Origin of the sequence: Pseudomonas sp. sp1636 (genome assembly GCF_030376615.1) — a bacterium.
Classification (GTDB): domain Bacteria; phylum Pseudomonadota; class Gammaproteobacteria; order Pseudomonadales; family Pseudomonadaceae; genus Aquipseudomonas.
In genome coordinates, this window is the sequence record NZ_JARRAB010000017.1 from 58,466 (window position 1) to 82,050 (window position 23,585).

The window sequence follows — 23,585 nt, forward strand, 5'->3', positions numbered from 1 at the left end:
AAGGTCGACCTTGGTCGCTGATCGCCCGTTGAACGCGCTAGGCATTTGTGAACCACGGGCGTAGAGTGGCGGCTGAATGCCAGTATGGGATGGAGCCCATAACCCCCATGAGCCTAAGCCGTCAGCGGGTCACTCAGCGTACTCTGCAACGCCTGCTGCTGAAGCGCTTCGGCATGGCGGCGGTGACTTACGGCCTGACGGGGCTGCTGTGCTGGGTCGCGATATTCAACGACCTGTGGCGTGCCTCTATAGCGACTGCGCTGATACTCACCGGGTTGGCGCTGCTCACCCAGTCGGTGTTCCTCGGCCTGTTTCTCTCGGGGCAGAATCTGCGTTTTCGTGACCCCAGCCTGACCTTGGCCCAGGTGCTGGTGGCCCTGGCCTGGTTGACGGTTTTGCTGGCCATGTTTGCCAATGGGCGCGGCGCCTTGTTGGTGGTCTACGTGCTGATCCTGTTGTTCGGGGTGTTCCAGTTGCCACCAAAAGTCTTTGCGCGTTGCGCGGCAGGGGCTTTTTTCGGCTTCGCCGGGCTCAACCTGTACGAGGCCTATCGGTACCCGCTGGCCGATCCCGGCCCGGCCATCTTGCAGGTCAGCGTGCTGGGCGGCGTGATGTTCTGGATGAGCCTGTTTGCCAGCTATGTGCAGGCTATGCGTCAGCGCATGCGCCAACGCCGCTTCGCTTTGCAGGCGCACCGGGACACCTTGCGCGGGATGATGCGCCAGCTCGAAGACCTGGCTGCGACGGATGAGTTGACCGGGTTGTTCAACCGCCGCCATTTTCTGCGTTTTGCCAATCGCGAGCTAGAAAGCCTGGGCGCCGACTGTCAGCACGGCCTGGCGCTAATCGATCTGGATCACTTCAAGCGGATTAACGATGTCCACGGCCACGCCGCGGGTGACCGTGTGCTGCAGACCTTTGCCAGCGTGGCACAAGCCTGTCTGCGCGATGGCGATATCATTGCCCGATACGGCGGTGAGGAGTTCGTGCTGTTGCTGCCCAACACCCAGCCCGATCGGTTCACGGCCTGTTGCGAGCGCTTGCGCGAGGCCTTCAATCAGGCTGAACCCTTGGGCATTAAGGTGGATACTCTGAGTTTGTCCATCGGAATGACCTTGTTGACCATGCACGACGATCTGGATGAGGCGCTGCAGCGCGCCGATCAGGCACTCTACCGGGCCAAACGCAGCGGGCGTAACCGTTGTGCGGCGGCCTGGGAGGATGTCGATGCCTGAACTCCGGGTGGGTGAGCAGCGGTTTACCGTTGCCCCTGCCAGCAACCTGCTCGATGCCCTGCTGCAGGGCGGAGTTGCCGTGCCTTATAGTTGCCGCTCGGGCAGTTGCCATACCTGCCTGGTGCGTTGCCTGCGCGGTGAGCCGCTGGATGGCAAACCCGAGGCGCTCGACCCGCAGCGTCGCGAGCAGGGCTGGCGGTTGGCCTGCCAGTGCCGGGTCGTCGATGACCTGCAGGTCGAGCTGTTCGACCCCGTGCGCGATGGCCGCCCCGCGCATATCGATGCCTGCGACTGGCTCGGCCCGGATGTGTTGCGCCTGCGCCTGACGCCTCAACAACCGCTGCGTTACCGGGCCGGCCAGCATCTGGTGCTCTGGGCCGACAGCGCGATTGCCCGGCCTTATTCGTTGGCCAGCCTGCCCGGCGAAGACCCCTGGCTGGAGTTCCATCTGGACTGTCGTCGCTGCGGCGCCTTCAGCGATGCGGCGCGGACGTTCAAACCGGGCGATGCCCTGCGTCTGGGTGAGCTGCGCGGCGGTGCCTTGCACTACGACCCGGATTGGCAGACGCGCCCGCTCTGGCTGCTGGCCGCCGGCACCGGGCTGGCACCGCTGTACGGGGTGCTACGCGAGGCGCTGCGCCAGGATCACCAGGGCAGCATCCGGCTCATTCACCTGGCCCATGATCGAAGCGGGCACTATCTGGCCGAGCCCCTGGCGCAACTGGCGGCGGAGCATCCGCAGCTGCAGGTCGAGCTGCTCAGTGCGGCCGAGTTGCCAGCGGCTTTGGCCGAACTGCGCCTTGTCTCGCGGCAAACCCTCGCCTTACTCTGCGGCCACCCCGACAGTGTCGAAGCCTTTGCCCGGCGCCTGTATTTGGCAGGCGTGCCGCGTAATCAGATGTTTGCCGACCTGTTCTTGCCGCACGCCCGCTAGCAGCCTTTACGGCGATCCCGGAGTATGAGTGATGAGCGAACACCTGCTGGTTGAGCGCGAAGAAGGTCTGCTGACCCTGCGCCTGAATCGTTTGCCCAAGAAAAATGCCCTGACCCGGGCGATGTACAGCGGCCTGGCCGAAGCACTCAACCAGGCCGGTCAGGACAGCAGCGTGCGTGCCGTGCTGATCACCGGTGGCGAGACGTGCTTCACCAGCGGCAACGATGTGGCCGATTTCATCCAGGCGCCGCCCGTAGGTCTGCACAGTGAAGTGTTCCAGTTCATGCAGGCCTTGTTCGAGTTCGGCAAGCCGGTGGTGGCGGCGGTCAGCGGCCCGGCGGTGGGCATCGGCACGACCCTGTTGTTGCATTGCGACCTGGTCTACGTCAGCCGTGAGGCGACCCTGAGAATGCCCTTCGTCAACCTGGGCCTGTGCCCCGAATACGGCTCCAGCCTGATCCTGCCGCGCCTGCTCGGCCATGCGCGGGCGGCCGAGTTGTTGCTGCTGGGGCAAAGCTTCACGGGCGAGCAGGCGGCCGCCTGGGGTATCGCCAATCAGGCGCTAGCCGATGGTGCTGCGACCCTGGCCAAGGCCCGCGAGATGGCCCTGCGCTTCCAGCAATTGCCGCCCGCGGCGGTGGCCGACAGCAAACGCCTGATGCGTGCGCCGGGGCGTGCGGAGTTGCGCCGGGTGATCGAGGAGGAGGGGGCGCTGTTCGGCCAGCGCCTGCGTTCGGCGGAGGCCATCGAAGCGCTGACGGCCTTTATGCAACGGCGCACGCCGGACTTCTCCAAGTTCGGCTGACTGCGAATTGGTAGGCAGCAGCCAGTAGCCCGGATTGCATCCGGGCTACTGTAAGGCCATGTGCTACACCAGCGCTTCACCGACATGCAGGATTTTCATGCCGTTGGTGCCGCCGATAGTGTGATAGCTGTCGCCCTTGGTCAGGATCACCCAGTCGCCCGGCTGGACCACGCCGCGCCCCAGCAGTTCGTCCACCGCCGCCTGGCTGACCTGCTCCGGTGGCAGGGCGGCCGGGTCGAACGGCACGGTGTAGACGCCACGGAACAGGGCGGCGCGCGCCTGGGTGGCGCGGTGCGGGGAGAAGGCGTAGATCGGCACCGAGGAGCGGATGCGCGACATGATCAGCGGGGTGTACCCGCTTTCGGTCAGGGCGATGATGGCTTTGACGCCCGGGAAGTGGTTGGCGGTGTACATGGCGGCCAAGGCGATGCTTTCGTCGCAGCGTTCGAAGGTCGTGCCCATGCGATGGCTGGAGGCTTTGCTGGTGGGGTGTTTTTCCGCACCGACGCAGATGCGCGCCATGGCCTGCACCGCTTCCAGCGGGTAGGCGCCGGCGGCGCTTTCCGCCGAGAGCATCACCGCGTCCGTGTAGTCGAGTACGGCGTTGGCGACGTCGGAGACTTCGGCGCGGGTCGGCATCGGGTTGTGGATCATCGACTCCATCATCTGGGTCGCGGTGATCACCGCCTTGTTATGCCGGCGCGCGTGCAGAATGATCTTCTTCTGAATGCCGCACAGCTCGGCGTCGCCGATTTCCACGCCGAGGTCGCCACGGGCGACCATCACCGCGTCGCTGGCGCGGATCAGGCCGTCGAGGGTTTCGTCGTCGGCCACGGCCTCGGCCCGTTCGATCTTGGCCACCAGCCAGGCGCTGCCGCCGGCCTCGTCGCGCAGTTGGCGGGCGTAGTGCATATCCGAGGCGTCGCGCGGGAAGGACACGGCCAGGTAATCCAGATCCATCTCGGCGGCGAGCTTGATATCGGCCTTGTCTTTTTCGGTCAGCGCCGGCGCGGTCAGGCCGCCACCGCGACGGTTGATGCCTTTATGATCGGACAGCGGGCCGCCGATCAGTACCGAGCAGTGCAGGGCGTCGGCAGTCGCCGTGTCCACGCGCATCACCACCCGGCCGTCGTCGAGCAGCAGTTCGTCGCCGACGCCGCAGTCCTTGACCAGATCCGGGTAGTCGATGCCGACGATGTCCTGGGTGCCTTCGGTCAGCGGATGGCTGGTGGAAAAGCTGAAGTGGTCGCCGACTTTCAGCTCGATGCGCTTGCCGGCGAACTTGGCGATACGGATCTTCGGTCCTTGCAGGTCGCCGAGCAGGGCGACATGCCGGCCATGCTTGGCGGCCAGTTCGCGCACCAGCTTGGCGCGGGCCTTGTGCTCGTCCGGGCTGCCGTGGGAGAAGTTCAGGCGGGCCACATCCAGGCCCGCGATGATCAGTTGTTCGAGAACTTCGGGCGAGTTGCTGGAAGGGCCAAGGGTGGCGACGATTTTAGTGCGACGAAAGGTCATGCACAGGCTCCTGAGTTGCGATTGAGCGCGAGGCTACTACGCCGCAACCCTGTAGTCATTGTTGCGCTGCACTACCTTTCTGCTCGGGTTTGAGAACCAATAAATCGCAGTCCGCGCTCTGCAGAATGCGTTCGGCGGTATGCCCGATCAGGGCCGTATCCAGGTGGCCGCGAGCGATGGCGCCCATCAGCAGCAGGTCGATATGCTGTTCGCCAACAAAACGAGGCAGCACTTCTTCGGCAAAGCCTTCGATCAAGTGGGTGTCGGGCAGGGCGATCGGGTATTGCCCGAGCAACTGCTCGAAGGCTTCCCGGTGCTGGGTGGCGCAGCGAACGACATAGTCCTCGTAATTGGCCACCAGTTCGGCATCGAACACGAGGGTGCGCGGCAAGGGCGCATAACTGTGCAGGTAGTGAGCCTGCATGCCCAGTTGACGGCTCAGTTCGCTGGCGGCACGTATCAGTTGATGATCGAGCGCCGCCGGTTTGTCGGCACTGTGCAGTGGATCGAGCGCCGCACACAGGCGGTGGCCCTGCCACTCGGCACGGTGCACCAGCCATAGCGGCGCTGGGCAGTGGCGGATCAACTGCCAGCAACTGTTGGTCAGCAGCAGGCGGCGCAGCAGGCTGTCATGCACGGTGGATTTGAGCACCAGATCCGGGGCCAGTTCGGCCGTTTTCTCCAGTACCAACTTGTGCAGCGGCTTGCCCCAGCGCACGTCCAGATGCACCTCCAGCCCCTCGGCCTGTAGCGGTGCAGCCAACTCCTCCAGCCATGCCATGCCACGTTCGAGCAGGGCGGCCCGTCCCCGGCTTTGCATGGCCGTATCGAACAGGTGACCGGCTTCGAGGGTGGCGTTGTATTCGACCAGCAACAGGTGCAGGTGCGCACGGGTCTTGCGCGCCAGCCATAGCGCCCGCTCGAGTGCCGGCTGGCATGCCTGTTGAGGATCGATGACAACCAGTAGCTGTTGCAAATTCATGGCCCTAGACCTCGCTGTGGGTTACCCGCGCATTGCAGCGCATCGGGGCGGTATTGGGCTTGATCTGTATCAGCTTAGTGGATTCTGCGGGCGGTCAGTGGGCTAGCCCGCAGCGAGGCGCGCGCGTGTCGGCAGGATCCTGCAGGTTTTCGCTTGTCAGTCGATACACTGTGCAGTGGAGGAGAGACCCATGCGAACCCTGTCGATTCTGATCCTGGCGCTGAGCGCCGTCGGTTGTACCCGTTGGTCGCTCGACCACCATTTGAACAGCGCCTATCGTGCTTATGAGCGGGGCGATTGCCAGCAAGTCATGCTGGAGTTGTCCCAGGCCGAACGTAAAAGCCGTTCGCGCGGCTATCTGCAGCCGGAAATCTCTCTGCTGCGTGGCCAGTGCCTGGAGCGGCAAAATCTGTTCGTCGACGCCGCGCAGACCTATGAGTTCATCATCAGCCGTTACCCCGTCAGCGAATACGCGTTCCGCGCTCGTGCACGCCTGGAAACCTTGCAGCAGCTGGGGCATTACCCTCCGGCAAAAGCGGCCAAGGCGGCTTCCATGGCGCTCTGATAGCGGGTCACGGTGTTTGGCGACTTGGCGTGGTAGGGGTAAGCTGATGGATCATTCAGGGAGGGAAAATCATGCGCTTGTTGCTCTGTCTGCTGTTGCTGCCGGGATTGGCGGCAGCAGAGGTTTATCGCTGGGTCGATGCCAATGGCCAGGTACATTTCGCACAGCGTCCTGTTGCGCCCGGAGCCGAACAGGTCGAGGTCAAGCCCCAGGTGATCGAGCGCGACGAGGCGACGCGCGCGCGCGAGGAGCGTACCGCGCGCTTCTATGAGGCGCGCCGCGCCGAGCAGGCGCAGGCTTCGGTTGCCTCGGCCGGGCGTAAAGCCCAGCGTGTGAAGGAGTGCAGCGAGCTGCGCAGCAGGTTGGCGCAGATCGCGGAAGGGCGGCGCTATTTCCACGCCGAGGCGAACGGCGAACGAACCTATTACAGCGATGAACAGCTTGATACCGCCCGTCGCCAGCTACGTGAACGCGTGTCCCAACACTGTTCCTGAAACTGGTTAAAGCGCAGTAGTGCGGCCATACTTAAACGGCCATTCGTAGCGACTTGCCATTATGCCTATGCAGCGCCGAATAGAACGTCAGCAGTTGCCGTGCTACCTGAAGGTGTTCAACCGCATTACCGATAAGCCAATGGGTTCTATCGGCAATGTGTCGTTGGACGGCCTGATGCTGATCAGTCAACTGCCGTTGCTGGTGGGGGCGCGGTTCGACATGCGCTTGAAGATTCCGGGACAGAATACGCAACGCTTTATCGATTTCTCGGCCACCTGCCAGTGGTGTCGCGAGGATGTCACGCCCGGCAGTTTCGACTCGGGTTTCGCGCTGCTGGCGCCACCCGCCGAGTTCGTCGAGATGGTCGATGCGCTACGTCAATACTTCAGCTTCTATCCCCTGGCCGCCTCCGCCTAGCTTCTGTATTGCAAGCATAAAAAAACCGCCTCGCAAGGCGGTTTTTTCAGCATTGCAGTCGACTCAAGCCATTACCGGCTCGTTCAGTTGCAGCAGCTCGTCGGAGCGTGCCTGCACCTCGCGGTAGCGTTCGGCGTCGCTGGCAAGCACCTTGGCCATGGCGGGGAAGATCTCGTTCAGTTTGCTGCGCCATTGTTCGGATTCAACCTGCTTGGGGAAGCAACGCCGAATCAGGTCGAGCATGATCGACACGGTTACCGAAGCGCCCGGTGAGGCGCCGAGCAGGGCGGCGATGGTGCCATCCTGAGCCGCGACCAGTTCGGTGCCGAACTGCAGGATGCCACCGTGCTTGGCGTCTTTCTTGATGATCTGCACGCGCTGACCGGCCATTTCCAGGCGCCAGTCCTCGGCTTTCACCTGCGGGTAGAAACCGCGCAGGGTGTTCAGGCGCTTCTCGTCGGATTGCATCACTTCCTTGATCAGGTAGCGGGTCAGATCGAAGTTGTCGCGTGCCACTGCGAGCATCGGGCCGATATTGCCGGGGCGTATCGACAGCGGTAGATCGAGCACGGAGCCGTGGCGCAGGAATTTGGTCGAGAAGCCGGCGTAGGGTCCGAACAGCAAGGATTTCTTGCCGTCGACCACGCGGGTGTCCAGGTGCGGCACCGACATCGGCGGCGAACCCACTTCGGCCTGACTGTAGACCTTGGCCTCGTGCTGTTTGACCACGTCGGGGTTGTCGCAGCGCAACCACTGGCCGCTCACCGGGAATCCGCCGAAACCTTTGCCTTCGGGAATGCCGGACATCTGCAGCAGTGGCAGGGCGGCGCCGCCGGCACCGAGGAAGACGAACTTGGCCTGGATCGTGCGATTACCGCCGCTCTGCAGATCCTTGATGTTGACGCGCCAGCCTTGCTCGTTGCGCTTGAGGCCGGTGACCTTCTGGCTGCATTTGACCTTTGCGTTGGACTGTGTGCCCAGGTGGTCGAGCAGATGCTTGGTTAGGGTGCCGAAGTTGACGTCGGTGCCTGCCATGACCCGGGTCGCGGCGATCGCTTCCTTGGGATCGCGCCCCGGCAACATCAGTGGCATCCACTTGGCCATGGTGGCGCGGTCTTCGGTGTACTCCATGTCGGCGAAGGCGTGGTGCCTGGTGAGCGCCTTGAAGCGGGTCTTGAGGAAGTCGATGCCCTCCTGGCCGCGCACAAAGCTCAGGTGCGGTACCGGGGTGATAAAGGACTTGGGTGAGCCGAAGGTGCCTTTCTCGACTAAATAGGCCCAGAACTGCTTGGATTCTTCGAACTGGGTGTTGATGGTCACCGATTTTTCGATATCGATCGAGCCATCCGCCGCCTGCGGCGTGTAGTTCAGCTCGCACAGCCCGGCATGACCGGTACCGGCATTGTTCCAGGGATTGGAGCTTTCGATCGCCCCGGACTCCATCAGTTCGATGACTTCCAGTTTGAGGGTCGGATCAAGTTCTTTCAGTAGCACGGCCAAGGTCGCGCTCATGATGCCGGCGCCAACCAGCACCGCATCTACCGTTTCGTAATCGTTTTGCGCCATTACCACGTCTCCTAAAAATGCAGCACCCAATTGACGGCCGGAGGCCTAAGCGTGAAACAACGCCTATCAGCGGTCGCTGAGATGTCCTGGGATGAGGCGGGAGGGGGGAGCGGAGCATTTGTCAGCCGCAAGATCGTTCATTTTCGCCACACTCTTGTGAAGTTGTTGAAACCGTTTTTTTCACGCTCTTTTGGAGCCGTGAACCTCAAAAAAGCTCGTTTGCCCAGGCCTGCCTTTTTGCCCGCGCAGAGCTCCCCTTGCATGACTGCAAGACGTTCTGCGCTCTGGGTAAAAGGCGAGCCGCAAGGGCTGCACGAAGTGGGCGACTCTCTGGGGCGTGGCCGATGGCTAATGCATCAGCGGTACGGCGAGGCCCGATCAGGAGGCGTCCTTATAATCGGGGCGCGATTATAAGGCGAATGGAGAAAAATTGATCGCATCAAGTGACTTTTCTTCTTGTCTGCGCTCAGGCCGCCGAATGAGCCGCGGTTGGGGCGATGCGTGCGTTGTCGGGAAGCGTTTGATGCAGCCAGTCGAGCCGTTGCTGATTCACCTCGATCCACTCCAGGCCTTGTGGCGCCTGGGCTGACTGGCGAAAGGCGCGACACCGGCCGTGGCCGTCGAGCAAGGCAAATGTGCGGATGTGGCGGCGTGGGGCGAGCCAGGAGCGAAGCGAAAACATGACATGGACTCAGGCGGTTGACGACTAAAGTCTTATGCCAGCCAGGCATGACAAGGCCGTGACAATAGCCTGACAAGGCTCGGGTATTGAGCGTGCTCTGTTAGACCCCGATGCGGCTGGTTATACTGCAGGGCGATTTCGCACCCCCCCCCATGGAGAGATGAGCATGCTGCACCGCCTGTTGTTTGGTCTGATCGCTGTCGTCAGCCTTTCCTTGGTCGGCTGTGCCCACAGCCCGCAACAACTCAGCCCGCAACCCAAGGTCAACGCCCCGCTGGCCGCCGTTGGCCAAGGCCAGCCGGTGGTGGTAAGGGTTGCCGACGGTCGTCCGTCGCCGGTGCTCGGCACGCGTGGCGGCTTGTACCCGGAAACCAGCGCGATCGTCGTCACCGGCCAGGACATCCTGCCAAAACTGCAAGCGCAGGCAGAAGCGGCAGTGCGACTGCTGGGTTTCACCCCGACCCCGAATGCCTACAACGCGCCGCAACTGACCCTGACCCTGGCCGAGCTGAAGTACCAGTCGCCGAAAGAAGGGCTGTACGTCACCGAGTCCGATATCACCGCGACCTTCCGTGTCGACGTGCAGAACAGCTCGCGCCGTTACAACGGTCGCTATGGCGCCTCGTTGAACCAGCGCTTCGGCATGGCGCCGAACCAGGAAACCAATACCAAACTGGTCAGCGACGTGTTGAGCGATGCACTGACCCGTGCGTTCAAGGATCCGACTATTGGGCAAATGCTTAGCCAATAATCGCTAGCAGGCCGTTAGCGTAATGCTGTTCGGCCAAGACTCGAACCCTCGGGTCTTGGCTGCCAGCGATAAAACGGATAAGTCGGATAACTTGAGAGTCAGAGAAAATACCGCTTTGCCCGCAAGGGATAGGCGGTATTTTTCCTTGCCTGAACAACAGCCATGCGACTCATGACCGAGGATGGCTGCAGCCTATCAATCAGAAACGCTGGGCTGGCCGCATTCTGCGGTTTGCACCGCAAGCAAAAACGGCATCGCAATCGTGGCCGGTTTTTTTCGGGGGAGGTTCAGGCCGCCTCGACGTAAAACTCCGGCAGGCTGAATCCGGTGTGTTGGTCAACGTCTGGCAGGTCATAGTGTTCGTGACCGCCGAGGGCGCAATAGACCAGCCAGTGGCGATCCTGAACGTTGAAGGACAGCTCGTTGACTACAGCGTCCACCTCGTCGTAGGAGTCGATCGAGTAGTCACGGTCAAGCGGTTGTGGAATGAGCATGGCAATTCCTCTGCGGGCAGGTTGGCTACGCTCCCGTGCAGCGATGACGGTGACGTAACAGAAGAGGATTCAAAGCTTAGGCCAGGAATATGACGTTTTTTAGACGGCTTTGAGATAGACCCTGCGTTCGTCGGAAACGAAATTTCTAAAAGGATCGCTCCAGTAAACTGCGCCCGGTATTTCGGATCGTCCGGTGGGTCGCGACGGTGTGAGGTGCGACTGCTGGAAGTGCTTGAGGGCGGAGAGTCGGCGGCTGCCCTTGAAAAGTCGAGTGTTGCCTTCTCCTAACGATCAGTGCAGTCGCTGCATGTTGCCCGCGAACTCCGACGTTTCCCTTTTTTCGGCGCCTCGGTTGGGGTTGTGCGCCAATTCGATGTGGAGGTTGTTGATGTCGTCGCAGGCACTCTGGTCTGTTTGTCTTGCCCATCCCGCGCAGTCGTTGAATGCCCTTGCCCTGTTCTTCGGGCTGGCCGGGGGCTGGTTGCTGCTGGCCACCCGAGTGCGCGAGCAGCGTGCCGTGGCACGTTTGGTCGCTGGTAGTGACGCGCAGGATATGGCCGAGGAGCTGTGCGCGGTCGACGAACCGGCCCAGCGGCTGAACCGGTTTTTCTATCGTTTCGGCTTCGCCAGCCTGGGGGCGGCACTCGCGCTGTCCTGGATCAGCACCCGGCTCTGAGTTGCCGCTGACAATTGGTTTAAATGCAAGCGGCCTGCTAGGGGCTGGCGCTTGCATTTACGCCGGGCACGCTTACAGCGGCAAGCCGGCTTTTACTCGGTATTGATTGCGCACCGGATTGGCGTATTGCAGCACCAGATAAGGCTGCTGCTCGACCGGGCAGCGAGCCAGGCGTTTTTTCCACTCGGCTTCGGCGCGCGCCAGTTCCTCGGCGGGGAACAGCTGTGCGGCGCTTGGCACTTCGAGTGCCGGATCGCGCTCGTTCCACATGGCATACGCCAGGTAATGCACGGGGAATAGCCGGTAACCGCTGAGAATCTGTCTGTCCATCTCGGCGGCCAACTGCTTGCTGTCTTCCAGGCCGCTGCTTACCGGCGCGCTGAAGTGCACGTGCACGCGACCTTTATAGCCGGTAATGCCGAGGGCGATGCTCTGGTCGTCTTCGCCCGGGGCTTTGCTGTAGCTGCCGCTGTTGGCGCGAGTGAACAGCTCGCGGGCCTTGGCCTGGTCGCAGGGGTCGTATTCATAGCTGATCGACACCGGGGTCAGCTTCAGCGCCGCAATCACCTCGGCAAAGGGCTCGCTCTTGCGGCTCATGTGGAACATCTTGAGGATCGCCGAGTCGGTGCGGTCGTTGCCATCCTTGGCGCGACCCTCGGCCTGGGCGATCCAGATCGACTCGCAATCGTTGCGGATCGAGTGATTGATATAGGCCGACAGCAGTTGGTAGGCCGCGAGTTTCTCGCGCCGCCCGCTCAGTGAGCGATGCACGATAAAGCTCTTGTTCAGGCGCATCAGGTCGCTAACGAAAGGCTTTTGCAGCAGGTTGTCGCCGATCGCGATGCGCGGGGTCGGCAGGCCTGCGTGGTACACCGCGTAATTGACGAAGGCCGGATCCATGACGATGTCGCGGTGGTTGGCGAGCAGCAGGTAAGCGCTGCCAGCCTTGAGTTGCTCGACGCCGGAATAGGTCACGCCGTCGGTGGCGCGCTCGATGCTTTGGTCGACATAGGTCTCCACTTTGTCTTGCAGCGCCGCCACCGAGGCAACCGTGCGAAACTCAAGACGCAGTCGATAGGCTATAAGTGGTTTAAGCAGCCAACCCAGTGCGCCGGCCAAGCGGGGGAAGCGGTATTGGGTGAGGATGTCGAGAAACTCGTCGTCTGCCAGCAGGCGCGCCAGAACAGCGGGTACTTCGGAGTCGGCGTAAGGTCGGATGGCATCGAATTCGCCCATCATGCTCTCTTGTCGTGGTTAGCTGTGGTTCACAGAAGGTGGAGGAAGGTGATCCCGTGTCCGGGGCCAGCGATAGACCGGCGATTATACCTACAAGTCACATGGAGGCTGCGATGCTGGAAAACCAGGGGTATCAATGCCCGTACTGTGGCGAGTCGGTCGAAGCCCTGCTCGACCTCTCGGCCGGCGATCAACGGTACATCGAGGATTGCCCGGTGTGTTGCCGGCCCATTGTCTTCGATCTGCACACCGACGGCATTGACTGGACGCTCGATGTGCGTGGAGAAAACGACTGATGCAGCGCATCTATGAGCCGCAGGACTTGCTGGAAGGCGAGTTGCTGCTGGGTATGCTGGCCAGCGAGGGCATCGAGGCCCACCTGACTGGCCAGCACCTGCTCGGCGGGGTCGGCGAGCTACCGGTCAGTGGCCTGCTCGGCCTGATGGTCGACGATGTTCAGGCCGGGCGCGCGCAGCAGCTGATCGCCACGTACAATGCCGCGCAACCGCTGGCCAATGATGAGCCGGAGAATTTTCAGGGCGTGCTGCTCTGCTAGCAGGCGCAACTTGCCCAGGCCAAGCGCCGGCGGGGCAGGGAAGCCCGCCGAACGCTCGAGCCTGCGTGTGGCCCATTGAATAACCTGCGCGACCGGGCTCACCGCCTAGCCGCTATCGAGTTGCCCCATGTGTGGACGTTATGCCTTGTTTCGTTGGTCGCCAGTGTTCGCGGCCTTGCCCGGTTTTCCTGCGGATCAGCAGCCGCAATGGAATATTGCGCCCGGCGCCCAGATCCTGCTGCTGCGTGCTGTCGCGGGTGAGCGTCAGTTGGCTCGTGCCCGCTGGGGGCTGACGCCGCCATGGTTGACCGACCTGTCGAAAACCCCGGCCCAGGCACGGGCGGAAACTCTGGCCGAGCAGCCGATGTTCCGCGATGCCTTGCGTCTGCGTCGCGGCTTGTTGCCGGCCAATGGGTTTTACGAGTGGCGCGGCTCGGCGCGCAAACGGCCGTATTGGCTGACCAGCGAAGACAGTCCGCTGTACTTCGCGGCGTTGTGGGAGGCTTATCCGGTCGAAGGCCATGTCTATCTCAGCGCGGCGGTGGTGACCCAGCCTGCCGCCAATCAGCGTCGCCCGCTGATTCTCGATGCCGCCGCCCAGGCGCTCTGGCTGGCGGCAGACACGCCGCTGGACGAGCTTCGCGCGCTATTGACCAAGCCTCAGCCGCTGTTGCGCGAGCGGGTTCTGGCCAATCTGGTCAACGACCCCAAACTGAATGCCCCCGAGTGCCTGACGCCGGCGTAGCTGGCGTCAGTGGCGCGCGGGGATAAGCGGATGGCTACCCGGCGGCTCAAATCCTGAACTGATTGATTAGCCGGCGCTGTTGCTCGGCCAATTGAGTCAGTTCGGCGCTGGCCTGGCTGGCTTCGTCGGCACCGCTGGCTACTTCGTTGGCGACCTGGCCGATGTTGCTGACGTTGCGATTGATGTCTTCGGCCACTGCGCTCTGCTGTTCGGCGGCACTGGCGATCTGGCTGTTCATGTCGTTGATCACCGCTACCGCCTGAGTGATCGATTCCAGCGCCTTGGCCGCTTCGCTGGCCTGCTGCACGCTGACATCGGTCTTGTTCTGGCTGTCTTCCATGACCTGCACGGCTTCACGGGTTCTGCTCTGTAGCTGCTGAATCATTTTCTGAATTTCTTCGGTGGCCTGCTGGGTTTTTTGCGCCAGGTTGCGTACTTCGTCGGCCACCACGGCAAACCCGCGGCCTTGTTCGCCGGCCCGTGCCGCTTCGATGGCGGCATTCAGCGCGAGCAGGTTGGTCTGCTCGGCGATCCCGCGAATCGCCACCAGAATCGCGTTGATGTTCTCGCTGTCCTCGGCCAGGGATTGCACCACCGTGACCGCTCGGCCGATCTCGCCGGCCAGCGCGGTAATCGCATCGGTGCTGTGTTGCACGATCTGCTTGCCCTGGTTGGCCGCCTGGTCGGCATGCCTGGCCGCTTGTGCCGCGTGGGTGGCATTGCGTGCCACGTCCTGGGCGGTCGCCGTCATCTGGTGCACCGCGGTGGCCACCTGCTCGATCTCCGCTTGTTGCCGCTGCATGCCCTGATGGGTGCGGATGGCGATGTCGGCGGAGTGTTCCGAGGAGTCGCTGACTTTTTCTACCGAACCCACCACCTGGCTGATCATCGCCTGCAGCTTGCCGAGGAAGGTGTTGAAGCCCTTGGCGATCAAGCCGAGTTCGTCGGCCCGCTCGCTCGTCAGGCGGCGGGTCAGGTCGCCTTCGCCCTGGGCGATGTCGTCGAGCATGGCCACCATTTGCTTCAGTGGCCGGGCGATGCCGAAACCGACGAACCACACCACCAGCAGGCCGATGGCGGCAACCAGTAGGCCGACCAGCGCCATGCCCAGGGTGTCGGCATCGCGTTGCGCGGCCAGATCGCTCTGCAGCGCATGCAGCTCGGCCATCACCGTATTCACCGGCAGCGCCAGCATGAGCGTCCAGTGGGTATCGGTGTTGCCGATGTTGAAGCTCAGGAACAGCTCGATACGACTGTCCGCAGGGTTGGCCTGGGTATCGATCGCGTATTTCACCTGGCCGGCCTGGAGGTTTTGCAAGTTGTTCAGTTCATTGGCATCGAGCAGTGCGCTGGCCGGGCTGCCGAGCTTGTCCGGCAGTTGGGTCGAGGCCACCAGGCTGCCATTGTTGGCGATCAGGGCCAGTTCGCCGGCGCCGTCGTAGAGTTGCTGGTCGGCCTTGAGCAATAGTTCCTGGATGAAGTTCATCGACAGGTCGGCCCCGGCGATGCCGCGAAATGCCCCATCGACCAGGATCGGCGTGGTGAAGGACGCCAGCATGACCATCTTGCCGCCGACCTCGTAGGGCGCAGGATCGATCACGCAGGGCCGTTTGCGCTCTTTCGGGCACAGGTAATACTCGCCTTCGCGCACGCCGGTGGGCAGCAGGGTTTGGCTTTCCATGGTGCCGATGGCATCGACCGCGATGCTGCCGTCGCTGTTGCGGTACCACCAGGGTAGAAAACGGCCACTGCCGTCGTAGCCGTTGTCTTTCGGCCCGGCATAGAGGTCGTCATTGCCATCGAAGGCATTGGCTTCCCAGCCGATGTAACTGCCGAGCAGCTTGGGGTTTTCCTCGGTGGTCGTACGCACCAGGCTGGACAGTTCTTCACGGCTACTCGAGAGCAGTGGGTTGCCATCCGCATCCTGTTTGCCGAGCTGGGCATTGACGCGGGCCAGGTCTGCGGTGATCTGCAGCGGTACTTCCAGTTCCCGCTGGATTTGCAGCACCTGGGTTTGGGCAAGCGCCGTCAGGCGTTGCTCGATGACCCGTTCGAGCAGGGCCTGGGTACGCTCCTGCACCAGCGCCTGGCTTCTGCCGCTGACGAAGACCGTATAGAGCACCAGGGCAACGACCACCGCGAGCACGCTCGCTCCGGCCAGGGTCGCAACGGAAAACTGGATGGACTTGAGTTTCATGGTGACTCCGGCGAACGGTGAGTGCCTGTCCCGGTTTATCGGCCGGTTGCAGGGAGAACCTTAGCGAGCAATGGAAAAACTGCTGCGCACTATGCCGCGTTGCGCCTGAATTCGCCAAAGCCTGACGCTGCGGCGCACCTGCAGGTCGTTTCAGCGGGCCGGGCCGGGCAGAAACGTCCCTGTCTCTGCTCTCGGGTTTTGAGCGCTGCGCGGGATCTGTAAACCGGCCTTGCGCATTTCGCCCTGATGAGCTTTTCAACAGGCCGGCGGGGCCGGCGCCGATAACGGACGACGGGCTGTCCTCCCGCGCTATTGCCGGTTGCTCGCGCGGGGTGCCGGGCCTAGCATACGGTGCTTATTCGAATGGAGACTCAGCATGAACCAGAAGTTGTCCTTTACGGCGCTGGCCGCGGCCTTGCTGTTGGCAGGATGCCAAGCCGTGAACACCACCAGCGGTGGTGCGGTGGGCGTTGAGCGCAAGCAGTACATGTTCAGCATGCTCTCGAGCCAAGAGGTCAATCAGATGTATGCGCAGTCCTATCAGCAGACTCTGGGCGAGGCGTCGAGCAAGGGGGTGCTCGACAAGAGCAGTGCCAATGCCAGGCGTTTGCAGCTGATCGCCGATCGCTTGATCAGGCAGGCGCCGATTTTCCGCCCGGATGCCGCGCAGTGGCAGTGGGAGGTCAACCTGATCAAGAGCCCTGAGCTGAACGCCAACTGCGGCCCTGGCGGTAAGATCATCTTCTACACCGGGCTGATTGAAAAACTGCAACTGAGTGACGATGAAATCGCCGCGATCATGGGCCATGAAATGGCTCACGCCTTGCGCGAGCATAGCCGCGAGGCCATGTCCAAAGCCTATGGCGTGGCGCTGGCCAAGCAGGGGGCCGGTGCGTTGCTCGGTTTGGGCGAGGCGGGTATGGCCATGGCCGACACCGTGGTGCAGTACAGCCTGACCTTGCCCAACAGTCGGGGTAACGAGAACGAGGCCGACCTGCTCGGGCTGGAGTTGGCCGCCCGTGGCGGCTACAACCCGAACGCCGCGGTCAGCCTGTGGCAGAAGATGGCCCAGGCCAGCAATGGCGCGCCGCCGGAGTTCATGAGCACCCACCCGTCGTCGAGCAGCCGTATCGCTGCCTTGCAGGCGGCCATCCCGAAGGTCATGCCGCTCTACGAACAGGCCAAGGCTTCGCGCTGAGCGCGCGGCCGGAGCTATTGGCCGGCATACGTGTGAGGCTGTGCGGCTAACCAGCCGTTGAGGCCTGTGGCGAGCGCTGCTCGCCTAAGTTGTCCGGCCACGCGCAGCGCTCCCGTGGGGCGCTGCCTGGTCTCAAGGCAGCGCTATTTCGGCAAAAGGGCGGGTTCCCAAGCCCAGTTGGGCGCGAAAGCTTTCCATGTCGAACATGGTGCAGATCTCCTGGATCTCGTTGCTCGGCGTCAACGTCCAGAAGGCCATCGCCGCGATGCTCAATACCTTGTCGCTCGGCGGGTAACCCATGGCCGGTTTCTCGATGGTGCCGATCAGGGTGCTCCAGGTGACTACTTTGTTGCCTTCGGCAATGCACTCCTCGACCACCACCTGCAGGTCTGGCATGGCATGGCGGATGTCCTCGATCAGCTTGGCGAAGGCCGCGCTGCCCAGGTGGCGGCCGACAAACGAGCTTTTGTAGAGAAAATCCTTGCTGTGCAGCTGTTCGGCCAGGGCCAGATGGCCCTTGTTCCACGACAGCTCGATATGTTTGCAGACCAGCTTTTTCCGATCATCCACTGACATGCTCAATTCCAAAACGTGCTGGGCGAAGTGCGCAAGATGTTGCGCAGGTTATCGGCCGTCAGGGTAGCCAAAACATCGTGTCGAGCGCCAGGGGCATGGCGTCAAATCAATACCATAAGTGCCCGCCGAGCTGCAGGGCTTGATAGCAGGCATAAGTCGCCAGCGCAGCGAAGGCGCAGGCAGCCAGGCGCCGAATCAAGGTTAGCGGCAAGCGCTCGGCGGCAAAATTGCCGGCCAGCACTACGGGGACATTGGCGAGCAGCATGCCCAGGGTCGTGCCGATTACCACGAGGACGAAGTGGGGGTACTGCGCGGCCAGCATCACCGTGGCGACCTGGGTCTTGTCGCCCATCTCGGCGATAAAGAAGGCAACCAGGGTGGTCAGGAACGGGCCGTGGCGCTTGAAATTCGAGCTTTCGTCGTCATCCAGCTGGTCGGGAACCAGAGTCCACAGCGCCACCGCGACGAAGGAGGCCGCTAGCGCCCAGCGCAGGGCCACTGGGGAAAACAGCCCGGCCACCCAGTTGCCGGCAGCGCCGGCGAGAAAATGGTTGGCCAGGGTGGCGACCACTATGCCGAGGATAATCGGCCCGGGCCTACGAAAGCGCGCGGCCAGCAGCAAGGCGAGTAGTTGGGTCTTGTCGCCGATCTCGGCCAGGGCAACGATCAGGGTGGGAACGAACAGGGATTCCAGCATCGGGCTTCCTAACGGGGCGGGTCGACATGGCTATGACACGTACAGCCTTCCCGCCCCGGGTAAGGTGTGCGTGTCATAGGTCTGGTCAAACCCTGTGCGCCTCGTCGTCAGGCCGTGCTGACTTGTTGCGACAATGCGCCAGCCCGTTTCACTGGGCTGTTGGATCGCACGCGCCATGGTCGGCGGACCAAGTATGTTGACGCGTGCCGGGCGAGCTGGTGCTCGCGGGAGACTACTCCCCTAGGACGGGCGCATTCTGCCCAACCGCAGCCGTTCGGGCAAGTCGGCGTGGGGCGCAGATGGTTACGGCTTGCTCGCGCTATAGATGCGAAAGCCCTTGGCCTCGGCCAGGGTGTGGCAGGGGCCGAGGTATTGCTCGATCAGCGGCGGATACTTGAGGAAGCTGTTGGCCACCAGGCGCAGCTGGCCATGCCGCTCGAGGTGCTCAGCCGCATGGCGCAACAGATCTTCCGTGGCCTGGTAGTGGGTATGCACGCCCTGATGGAAGGGTGGGTTGCTGAGGATCGCGACCAGCCCCCTGGGCGCGGCGGCAATCCCGTCGCCGCTGATCACCTCGGCCTGCAGGCCGTTCGCCGCCAGAGTCAGGCGACTGCTGGCCACGGCGAAGGCGTCGACATCCAGCAGGGTCACCTGGTTCTCGGGGTAGCGGCGTTTCAGCGCCGCGCCGAGCACCCCGGCGCCGCAGCCGAAGTCGAGCAAGTGCCCTGCGGGCAGCTTGTCCAGATGCTCCAGGAGCAGGGCGCTGCCGATATCCAGGCGGCCGTGACAAAAGACCCCGGGCAGGCTGATCACGTGCAGCGGGCCATCGCTCAGCGGCAGGCTGTAACGCCGCGCCAGGGCTTCGAGATCCGGGGTTGCGGGGGCATGCTCGACCTGCACTTGCCAGAGTTGGCAATGGCGTGCGCTGTCGAGCTTGCGCGCTCTGCCGAAAGCCGCCAACTGCTTGGCCGCGCGTTCGATGCCGGCACGCTTCTCGCCGACCAGAAACAGTTCGCGCCCGGCCAGTTGGGCGGCCAGGGCATTCAGTAGGTAGTCGGTCAGTTCGCGGGATTTCGGCAGGAACAGCACCGCGGCGGCGAATTCGCCAGCAGGGGGGGTAACGCCCAAGTGGCTGCGCCCGGCAAAGCGGCTGTCCAGTAGCGCCTGCTCGCCGGCATGCCAGCTCCAGCCCTGGGCCTCGGGCAAGCGGCCGAGCAAGTCGTCGGCGGGCAAACCGGCCAGCAGCAGCGGGCCGCCGAACAGTTCGGCCTGGCGTAGCAGCACTTCACCGCGCGGATCCATAAGCGCTCCTCGAAAAAAGGCGCGCAGCTTAGCTGACTACGCGACGCGGCGCACCGCCGAAAAATGCCTGAGCATTCTCCATCATCTGGATGACGATACGCTGCCGCGCTTCGCGACTGCCCCAGGCGCTGTGCGGGGTGACGATCAGGCGCGGGATGTCGCTGGCGAGCAAGGGGTTGCCGTCTTTCGGCGGCTCCTGGGTCAGGACGTCGGTGGCCGCGCCACCCAGATGGCCGCGGCGCAGGGCATCGGCCAGGGCCTGTTCGTTGACCAAGCCGCCGCGTGCGGTATTGATCAGGAAGGCGCCCGGTTTCATCAGGCTCAGTTGGTACTCGCCGATCAGATTCTGGGTGGCGGCGTTGAGTGGGCAATGCAGGGTCAGGGCATCGACCTGCGGCAGCAGTTCGTCCAGTGGCAGGCGATCCTGGCGGGGTGGGCGCCCCGGCAATTGGCCCAGCAGCACGCGCATGCCGAAGGCTTCGGCCAATCGGGCCACCGCGCCGCCCAGTTCGCCATGGCCGAGCAGGCCGAGGGTCTTGCCTTCCAGTTCGACGATGGGGAAGTCCAGCAGGCAGAATTGCGACGCCTGCTGCCAGCGGCCGTCACGTACCGCATTCTGGTAATCGGCCAGGCGCGTGGCCAGGGCGAGCAGCAGCATCAGGGTGTGCTGCGCCACCGAAGGCGTGCCATAACCCTGGCAGTTGCATACGACCACGCCATGCTCGCGGGCGGCGGCCAGGTCGATGTTATTGGTGCCGGTGGCGGCGACCAACAGCAGTTGCAACTCGGGGCAGGCGGCAAAGGTCGCGGCATCCAGGGGGACTTTGTTGCTGATCGCCACCTGCACGCCCTGCAGGCGCTCGATCACTTGCTGCGGGCTGCTCTGCGGGTATAACCGCAGTTCGCCAAATAGTTGCTGCAGGGGCGTCAAGTCGAGATCGCCAAGGTCGAGAGAGCTGTGGTCAAGAAAGGCCGCGCGGCTATTGTTACTCATCAGCTGTACCTTTTCTGCTGTTATGGTGGGGCGTAAGGTGAACAGCCTATCAGACCCCTATGCCTGTTGCGGAGCCGCTATGTACTGGACGGAGTTCTTCACCGTTGCCCTGATTCACTTGCTGGCCGTAGCCAGTCCCGGGCCGGATTTTGCCATCGTGGTGCGCGAAAGCGTGGCCTTCGGCCGACGCGCCGGCATTTTCACCGCGCTGGGTGTCGGGAGCGGGATTTTCGTGCATGTGGCCTATTCGCTGCTCGGCATCGGCCTGATCGTGTCGCAGTCGATTGTCTTGTTCAATGCCTTGAAGTGGCTGGCCGCCGCCTACCTGCTCTACATTGGGATCAAGGCGTTGCGCGCCAAACCGGCCGACCCGGGCAGTGCCGAGCTGAGCCTGGAGCAGGGCGCACGTTCGCCACGGGCAGCCTTTGTCGCCGGATTCGTCACCAATGGCCTGAACCCCAAGGCAACCCTGTTCTTCCTGTCGTTGTTTACCGTGGTGATCAATCCGCATACCCCACTCAGTGTGCAGGCCGGTTATGGCATCTACCTGGCACTGGCGACGGCGCTGTGGTTCTGTCTGGTGGCGGTGCTGTTCAGCCAGCGCCGCGTGCGTGCCGGCTTTGCCCGCTTGGGGCACTGGTTCGATCGGCTGATGGGCGCGGTGTTGGTGGGCTTGGGCGTCAAGTTGGCCTTTAGCGAATTGCGCTGATACTGGCCGGGAAAAGCGCCCCGCAGATGCGGGGCGCCTTGTTTCGCTCGCCCGGCGGCGCTCTCGCGACGGCCTTCGGTTTTTCACAACCACTGATCGATCGTGCCCAGGCTTCGCATGGCAACCCACGACTACTCCTGCCGTATCGGCGGCCGCAGCCGCAGCCGCAGCCGCAGCCGCGTCCGCTTCAGCAGCGCAGGCGCCTCTGACGGTATCGGCCATCAGCGTTATCGCTATAAACGCATGCTTCCAGTGAATGGCGTCTTTCGACCGCGCTTGCTTGTCGGCTTTATCGTGTGACCAGTGGCGGCTTAAGAGTCATGCGGCAAATCATTCTTTTGACTGATTTGCCTGTCTGGCAAGCGCTCTAGAGTCCAGTCACCGTAGAAAAATAATATTCCGTAGACAGGTACTCCTCATGTTGCAAACCCGCATCATCCCGCCCGCGGCCAATGCCTACCAATATCCGCTGCTGATCAAGCGTTTATTGCTGTCCGGGGTGCGCTACGAAAAAACCCGCGAAATCGTCTATCGCGACACCCTGCGCTACAGTTATGCGACCTTCAACGAGCGGGTTGCGCGCTTGGCCAATGTGCTGACAGCGGCAGGGGTCAAGGCCGGCGATACCGTGGCAGTGATGGATTGGGACAGCCACCGCTACCTCGAATGCATGTTCGCCATTCCCATGCTCGGTGCGGTGCTGCACACCATCAATATCCGCCTGTCGCCTGATCAGATTCTCTACACCATGAACCACGCCGAGGATAAGTTCGTCCTGGTCAACAGTGAGTTCGTGCCCCTTTACAACGGTATCGCCGCGCAACTGAGCACGGTCGAGAAGACCCTGCTGCTGACCGATGCCGAGGAGAAAACCGCCGAGCTGCCGGGCCTGGTCGGCGAGTACGAGCAGCTGCTGGCAGCCGCCGGTGCGAGCTACGACTTCGCCGATTTCGATGAAAACTCGGTGGCCACCACCTTCTACACCACCGGCACCACCGGCAACCCCAAGGGCGTCTATTTCACCCATCGGCAACTGGTGCTGCACACCATGGCCGCGGCCAGTGTGCTGGGCAGTCTCGACAGCGTGCGCCTGCTGGGCAGCAATGATGTCTACATGCCGATTACCCCGATGTTCCATGTACATGCCTGGGGTATGCCTTATGCCGCCACCATGCTGGGCGTCAAGCAGGTGTATCCGGGGCGCTACGAGCCGGAGCTGCTGTGCAAGTTGATCAAGGAGGAGAATGTCAGCTTCTCCCACTGCGTGCCGACCATCCTGCAGATGCTGCTCAACACCCCGAGTGCCCAGGGCCACGATTTCGCCGGGATGAAGATGATCATCGGCGGCAGCGCGCTGAACCGTGCCCTCTACGATGCCGCCAAGGCGCGCGGCATTCAGCTGACGGCCGCCTATGGCATGTCGGAAACCTGCCCGCTGATCTCCTGCGCGCACATCAATGATGAGCTGCAGGCCGGCAGCGAGGATGAACAGATCACCTATCGGATCAAAGCCGGGGTGCCGGTGCCCCTGGTCGAAGCGGCGATCATGGGCGTCGATGGCTCCATGCTGCCGGCGGACGGCGAGTCCCAGGGCGAGCTGGTGCTGCGCTCGCCGTGGCTGAGCCAGGGCTATTTCCGCGAACCGGAGAAAGGCCAGGAGCTCTGGGAACACGGCTGGCTGCACACTGGCGACGTGGCGACCATCGACGGCATGGGCTTCATCGAGATTCGTGACCGCATCAAGGACGTGATCAAGACCGGTGGCGAGTGGATCTCCTCATTGGCGCTGGAAGACCTGATCAGTCGTCATCCGGCCGTGCGTGAGGTGGCGGTGGTGGGGGTGGCGGATCCGCAGTGGGGCGAGCGGCCTTTTGCCTTGCTGGTGCTGCGTAACGATCAGGCGCTGGATGCCAAGGGGCTCAAGGATCACCTCAAGCCTTATATCGAACAGGGGCATATCAACAAGTGGGCCATCCCCACGCAGATCGCACTTGTTACTGAAATTCCCAAGACCAGTGTCGGCAAGCTGGATAAGAAACGTATTCGCTTGGATATCGCCCAGTGGCAGGCGGCCGGCTGCGCGTTTCTTTCCACCTTGTAAAGTGCGGCGGTGCTACCTCGCGAAAATGACTGATCAGTCAAACAAGCGTTTGGCTTGCTAAATATTCTTTTCCAGCCATTCTAGGCCTGCGGCGGGTCGGGCCGACCCGCTGAAACCTGCGAGCCAGAGTGCCTGGGGGGGCTGCAAATCACACTTT

At 62.7% G+C, this 23,585-nt stretch carries 25 protein-coding genes, 1 pseudogene and 1 riboswitch; of the genes and pseudogenes, 14 read left to right on the top strand and 12 right to left on the bottom strand.

The features are described 5' to 3' along the window. Positions 1-107 precede the first annotated feature (107 nt). From P8H27_RS16415 to P8H27_RS16425, 3 genes are read left to right on the top strand one after another with little or no spacing between them, the layout of a single operon-like run. Complete coding sequence (locus P8H27_RS16415) at positions 108-1,235, top strand: diguanylate cyclase (RefSeq protein WP_289638696.1); 1,128 nt, start codon at positions 108-110, stop codon at positions 1,233-1,235. Beyond that, positions 1,228-2,169, top strand: coding sequence for an iron-sulfur-binding ferredoxin reductase (locus tag P8H27_RS16420; protein WP_289638697.1), 942 nt, complete (start codon positions 1,228-1,230; stop codon positions 2,167-2,169). Before P8H27_RS16415 ends, P8H27_RS16420 begins: the two co-directional genes overlap by 8 nt. Positions 2,170-2,200: 31 nt before the next feature. Then, positions 2,201-2,974, top strand: coding sequence for an enoyl-CoA hydratase (locus tag P8H27_RS16425; RefSeq protein ID WP_289638698.1), 774 nt, complete (start codon positions 2,201-2,203; stop codon positions 2,972-2,974). A gap of 63 nt (positions 2,975-3,037) precedes the next feature. Here P8H27_RS16425 and pyk read toward each other — a convergent pair whose 3' ends face one another. Both pyk and P8H27_RS16435 read right to left on the bottom strand, forming a co-directional pair. After that, entirely contained in the window at positions 3,038-4,489 is a 1,452-nt protein-coding gene (pyk, locus tag P8H27_RS16430; RefSeq protein ID WP_289638699.1) for a pyruvate kinase, read from the bottom strand. A gap of 55 nt (positions 4,490-4,544) precedes the next feature. Then, the gene (locus P8H27_RS16435; protein WP_289638700.1) at positions 4,545-5,471 is read right to left on the bottom strand and encodes a universal stress protein; all 927 of its coding nucleotides are present in this window, start codon (positions 5,469-5,471) and stop codon (positions 4,545-4,547) included. 190 nt (positions 5,472-5,661) lie between these two features. Between P8H27_RS16435 and P8H27_RS16440 the strand changes: the two genes are divergently transcribed. The 3 genes from P8H27_RS16440 to P8H27_RS16450 all read left to right on the top strand — a co-directional run bounded on the left by P8H27_RS16440 (position 5,662) and on the right by P8H27_RS16450 (position 6,948). After that, entirely contained in the window at positions 5,662-6,036 is a 375-nt protein-coding gene (locus P8H27_RS16440) for a tol-pal system YbgF family protein (protein WP_289638701.1), read from the top strand. Between the two features lie 71 nt (positions 6,037-6,107). Next, positions 6,108-6,530 carry a DUF4124 domain-containing protein gene (locus tag P8H27_RS16445; RefSeq protein WP_289638702.1) on the top strand — a complete coding sequence of 141 codons (423 nt, stop codon included), beginning with the start codon at positions 6,108-6,110 and terminating at the stop codon, positions 6,528-6,530. A 61-nt stretch (positions 6,531-6,591) separates the two neighbouring features. After that, the gene (locus P8H27_RS16450) at positions 6,592-6,948 is read left to right on the top strand and encodes a PilZ domain-containing protein (RefSeq protein WP_289638703.1); all 357 of its coding nucleotides are present in this window, start codon (positions 6,592-6,594) and stop codon (positions 6,946-6,948) included. A 63-nt stretch (positions 6,949-7,011) separates the two neighbouring features. Here P8H27_RS16450 and mqo read toward each other — a convergent pair whose 3' ends face one another. Further along, positions 7,012-8,514 carry a malate dehydrogenase (quinone) gene (mqo, locus tag P8H27_RS16455; RefSeq protein WP_289638704.1) on the bottom strand — a complete coding sequence of 501 codons (1,503 nt, stop codon included), beginning with the start codon at positions 8,512-8,514 and terminating at the stop codon, positions 7,012-7,014. Positions 8,515-8,980: 466 nt separating this feature from the next. Next, on the bottom strand, positions 8,981-9,196 hold the full coding sequence (locus tag P8H27_RS16460) for a hypothetical protein (protein WP_289638706.1): 216 nt from the start codon (positions 9,194-9,196) through the stop codon (positions 8,981-8,983). A gap of 166 nt (positions 9,197-9,362) precedes the next feature. Here P8H27_RS16460 and P8H27_RS16465 point away from each other — a divergent pair, with 166 nt between their 5' ends. Next, positions 9,363-9,947 carry a YajG family lipoprotein gene (locus P8H27_RS16465; protein WP_289638707.1) on the top strand — a complete coding sequence of 195 codons (585 nt, stop codon included), beginning with the start codon at positions 9,363-9,365 and terminating at the stop codon, positions 9,945-9,947. A gap of 287 nt (positions 9,948-10,234) precedes the next feature. Here P8H27_RS16465 and P8H27_RS16470 read toward each other — a convergent pair whose 3' ends face one another. Next, complete coding sequence (locus P8H27_RS16470; RefSeq protein ID WP_289638709.1) at positions 10,235-10,441, bottom strand: hypothetical protein; 207 nt, start codon at positions 10,439-10,441, stop codon at positions 10,235-10,237. A gap of 388 nt (positions 10,442-10,829) precedes the next feature. Between P8H27_RS16470 and P8H27_RS16475 the strand changes: the two genes are divergently transcribed. Continuing rightward, the gene (locus P8H27_RS16475; protein WP_289638710.1) at positions 10,830-11,117 is read left to right on the top strand and encodes a hypothetical protein; all 288 of its coding nucleotides are present in this window, start codon (positions 10,830-10,832) and stop codon (positions 11,115-11,117) included. Between the two features lie 72 nt (positions 11,118-11,189). Here the strand turns inward: P8H27_RS16475 and P8H27_RS16480 are convergent, their stop codons facing one another. Continuing rightward, the gene (locus tag P8H27_RS16480; RefSeq protein ID WP_289638712.1) at positions 11,190-12,356 is read right to left on the bottom strand and encodes a 1-acyl-sn-glycerol-3-phosphate acyltransferase; all 1,167 of its coding nucleotides are present in this window, start codon (positions 12,354-12,356) and stop codon (positions 11,190-11,192) included. 110 nt (positions 12,357-12,466) lie between these two features. Between P8H27_RS16480 and P8H27_RS16485 the strand changes: the two genes are divergently transcribed. From P8H27_RS16485 to P8H27_RS16495, 3 genes are all read left to right on the top strand, one after another. Further along, positions 12,467-12,649 (top strand): CPXCG motif-containing cysteine-rich protein, encoded by a 183-nt coding sequence (locus P8H27_RS16485; protein WP_289638713.1) that lies wholly within the window; start codon positions 12,467-12,469, stop codon positions 12,647-12,649. Continuing rightward, positions 12,649-12,909, top strand: a complete 261-nt coding sequence (locus P8H27_RS16490) for a putative signal transducing protein (RefSeq protein WP_289638714.1) — start codon at positions 12,649-12,651, stop codon at positions 12,907-12,909. Before P8H27_RS16485 ends, P8H27_RS16490 begins: the two co-directional genes overlap by 1 nt. Before the next feature lie 127 nt (positions 12,910-13,036). Continuing rightward, positions 13,037-13,654, top strand: coding sequence for an SOS response-associated peptidase (locus P8H27_RS16495; RefSeq protein WP_289638715.1), 618 nt, complete (start codon positions 13,037-13,039; stop codon positions 13,652-13,654). Between the two features lie 46 nt (positions 13,655-13,700). On the opposite strand, the gene P8H27_RS20750 is transcribed toward P8H27_RS16495, so the two are convergent. Together P8H27_RS20750 and P8H27_RS20755 are read right to left on the bottom strand one after the other, a co-directional pair. After that, positions 13,701-14,543: a methyl-accepting chemotaxis protein gene (locus tag P8H27_RS20750; RefSeq protein ID WP_374761362.1), complete on the bottom strand. Its 843-nt coding sequence runs from the start codon at positions 14,541-14,543 to the stop codon at positions 13,701-13,703. A gap of 12 nt (positions 14,544-14,555) precedes the next feature. Then, positions 14,556-15,851, bottom strand: a pseudogene (locus P8H27_RS20755) (HAMP domain-containing protein); the annotation flags it as partial. 376 nt (positions 15,852-16,227) lie between these two features. On the opposite strand from P8H27_RS20755, the gene P8H27_RS16505 reads away from it, so the two are divergent. Beyond that, complete coding sequence (locus P8H27_RS16505; RefSeq protein WP_289638717.1) at positions 16,228-17,049, top strand: M48 family metallopeptidase; 822 nt, start codon at positions 16,228-16,230, stop codon at positions 17,047-17,049. 132 nt (positions 17,050-17,181) lie between these two features. Here P8H27_RS16505 and P8H27_RS16510 read toward each other — a convergent pair whose 3' ends face one another. The 4 genes from P8H27_RS16510 to P8H27_RS16525 form a co-directional block, all read right to left on the bottom strand. Then, positions 17,182-17,625 (bottom strand): ketosteroid isomerase-related protein, encoded by a 444-nt coding sequence (locus P8H27_RS16510; protein WP_289638718.1) that lies wholly within the window; start codon positions 17,623-17,625, stop codon positions 17,182-17,184. Positions 17,626-17,731: 106 nt separating this feature from the next. Then, positions 17,732-18,319 (bottom strand): TMEM165/GDT1 family protein, encoded by a 588-nt coding sequence (locus tag P8H27_RS16515; protein ID WP_289638753.1) that lies wholly within the window; start codon positions 18,317-18,319, stop codon positions 17,732-17,734. A 91-nt stretch (positions 18,320-18,410) separates the two neighbouring features. Continuing rightward, positions 18,411-18,575: riboswitch (yybP-ykoY riboswitch) on the bottom strand. Between the two features lie 50 nt (positions 18,576-18,625). Then, entirely contained in the window at positions 18,626-19,624 is a 999-nt protein-coding gene (locus tag P8H27_RS16520) for a class I SAM-dependent methyltransferase (RefSeq protein ID WP_289638719.1), read from the bottom strand. A 28-nt stretch (positions 19,625-19,652) separates the two neighbouring features. Then, positions 19,653-20,618 carry a 2-hydroxyacid dehydrogenase gene (locus tag P8H27_RS16525; protein WP_289638720.1) on the bottom strand — a complete coding sequence of 322 codons (966 nt, stop codon included), beginning with the start codon at positions 20,616-20,618 and terminating at the stop codon, positions 19,653-19,655. Positions 20,619-20,697: 79 nt separating this feature from the next. Here P8H27_RS16525 and P8H27_RS16530 point away from each other — a divergent pair, with 79 nt between their 5' ends. Next, a complete protein-coding gene (locus P8H27_RS16530; RefSeq protein ID WP_289638721.1) occupies positions 20,698-21,327 on the top strand; it encodes a LysE family translocator in 630 nt (209 codons plus the stop codon). A gap of 418 nt (positions 21,328-21,745) precedes the next feature. Beyond that, complete coding sequence (locus P8H27_RS16535; protein ID WP_289638722.1) at positions 21,746-23,428, top strand: fatty acid--CoA ligase; 1,683 nt, start codon at positions 21,746-21,748, stop codon at positions 23,426-23,428. Positions 23,429-23,585: the final 157 nt, after the last annotated feature.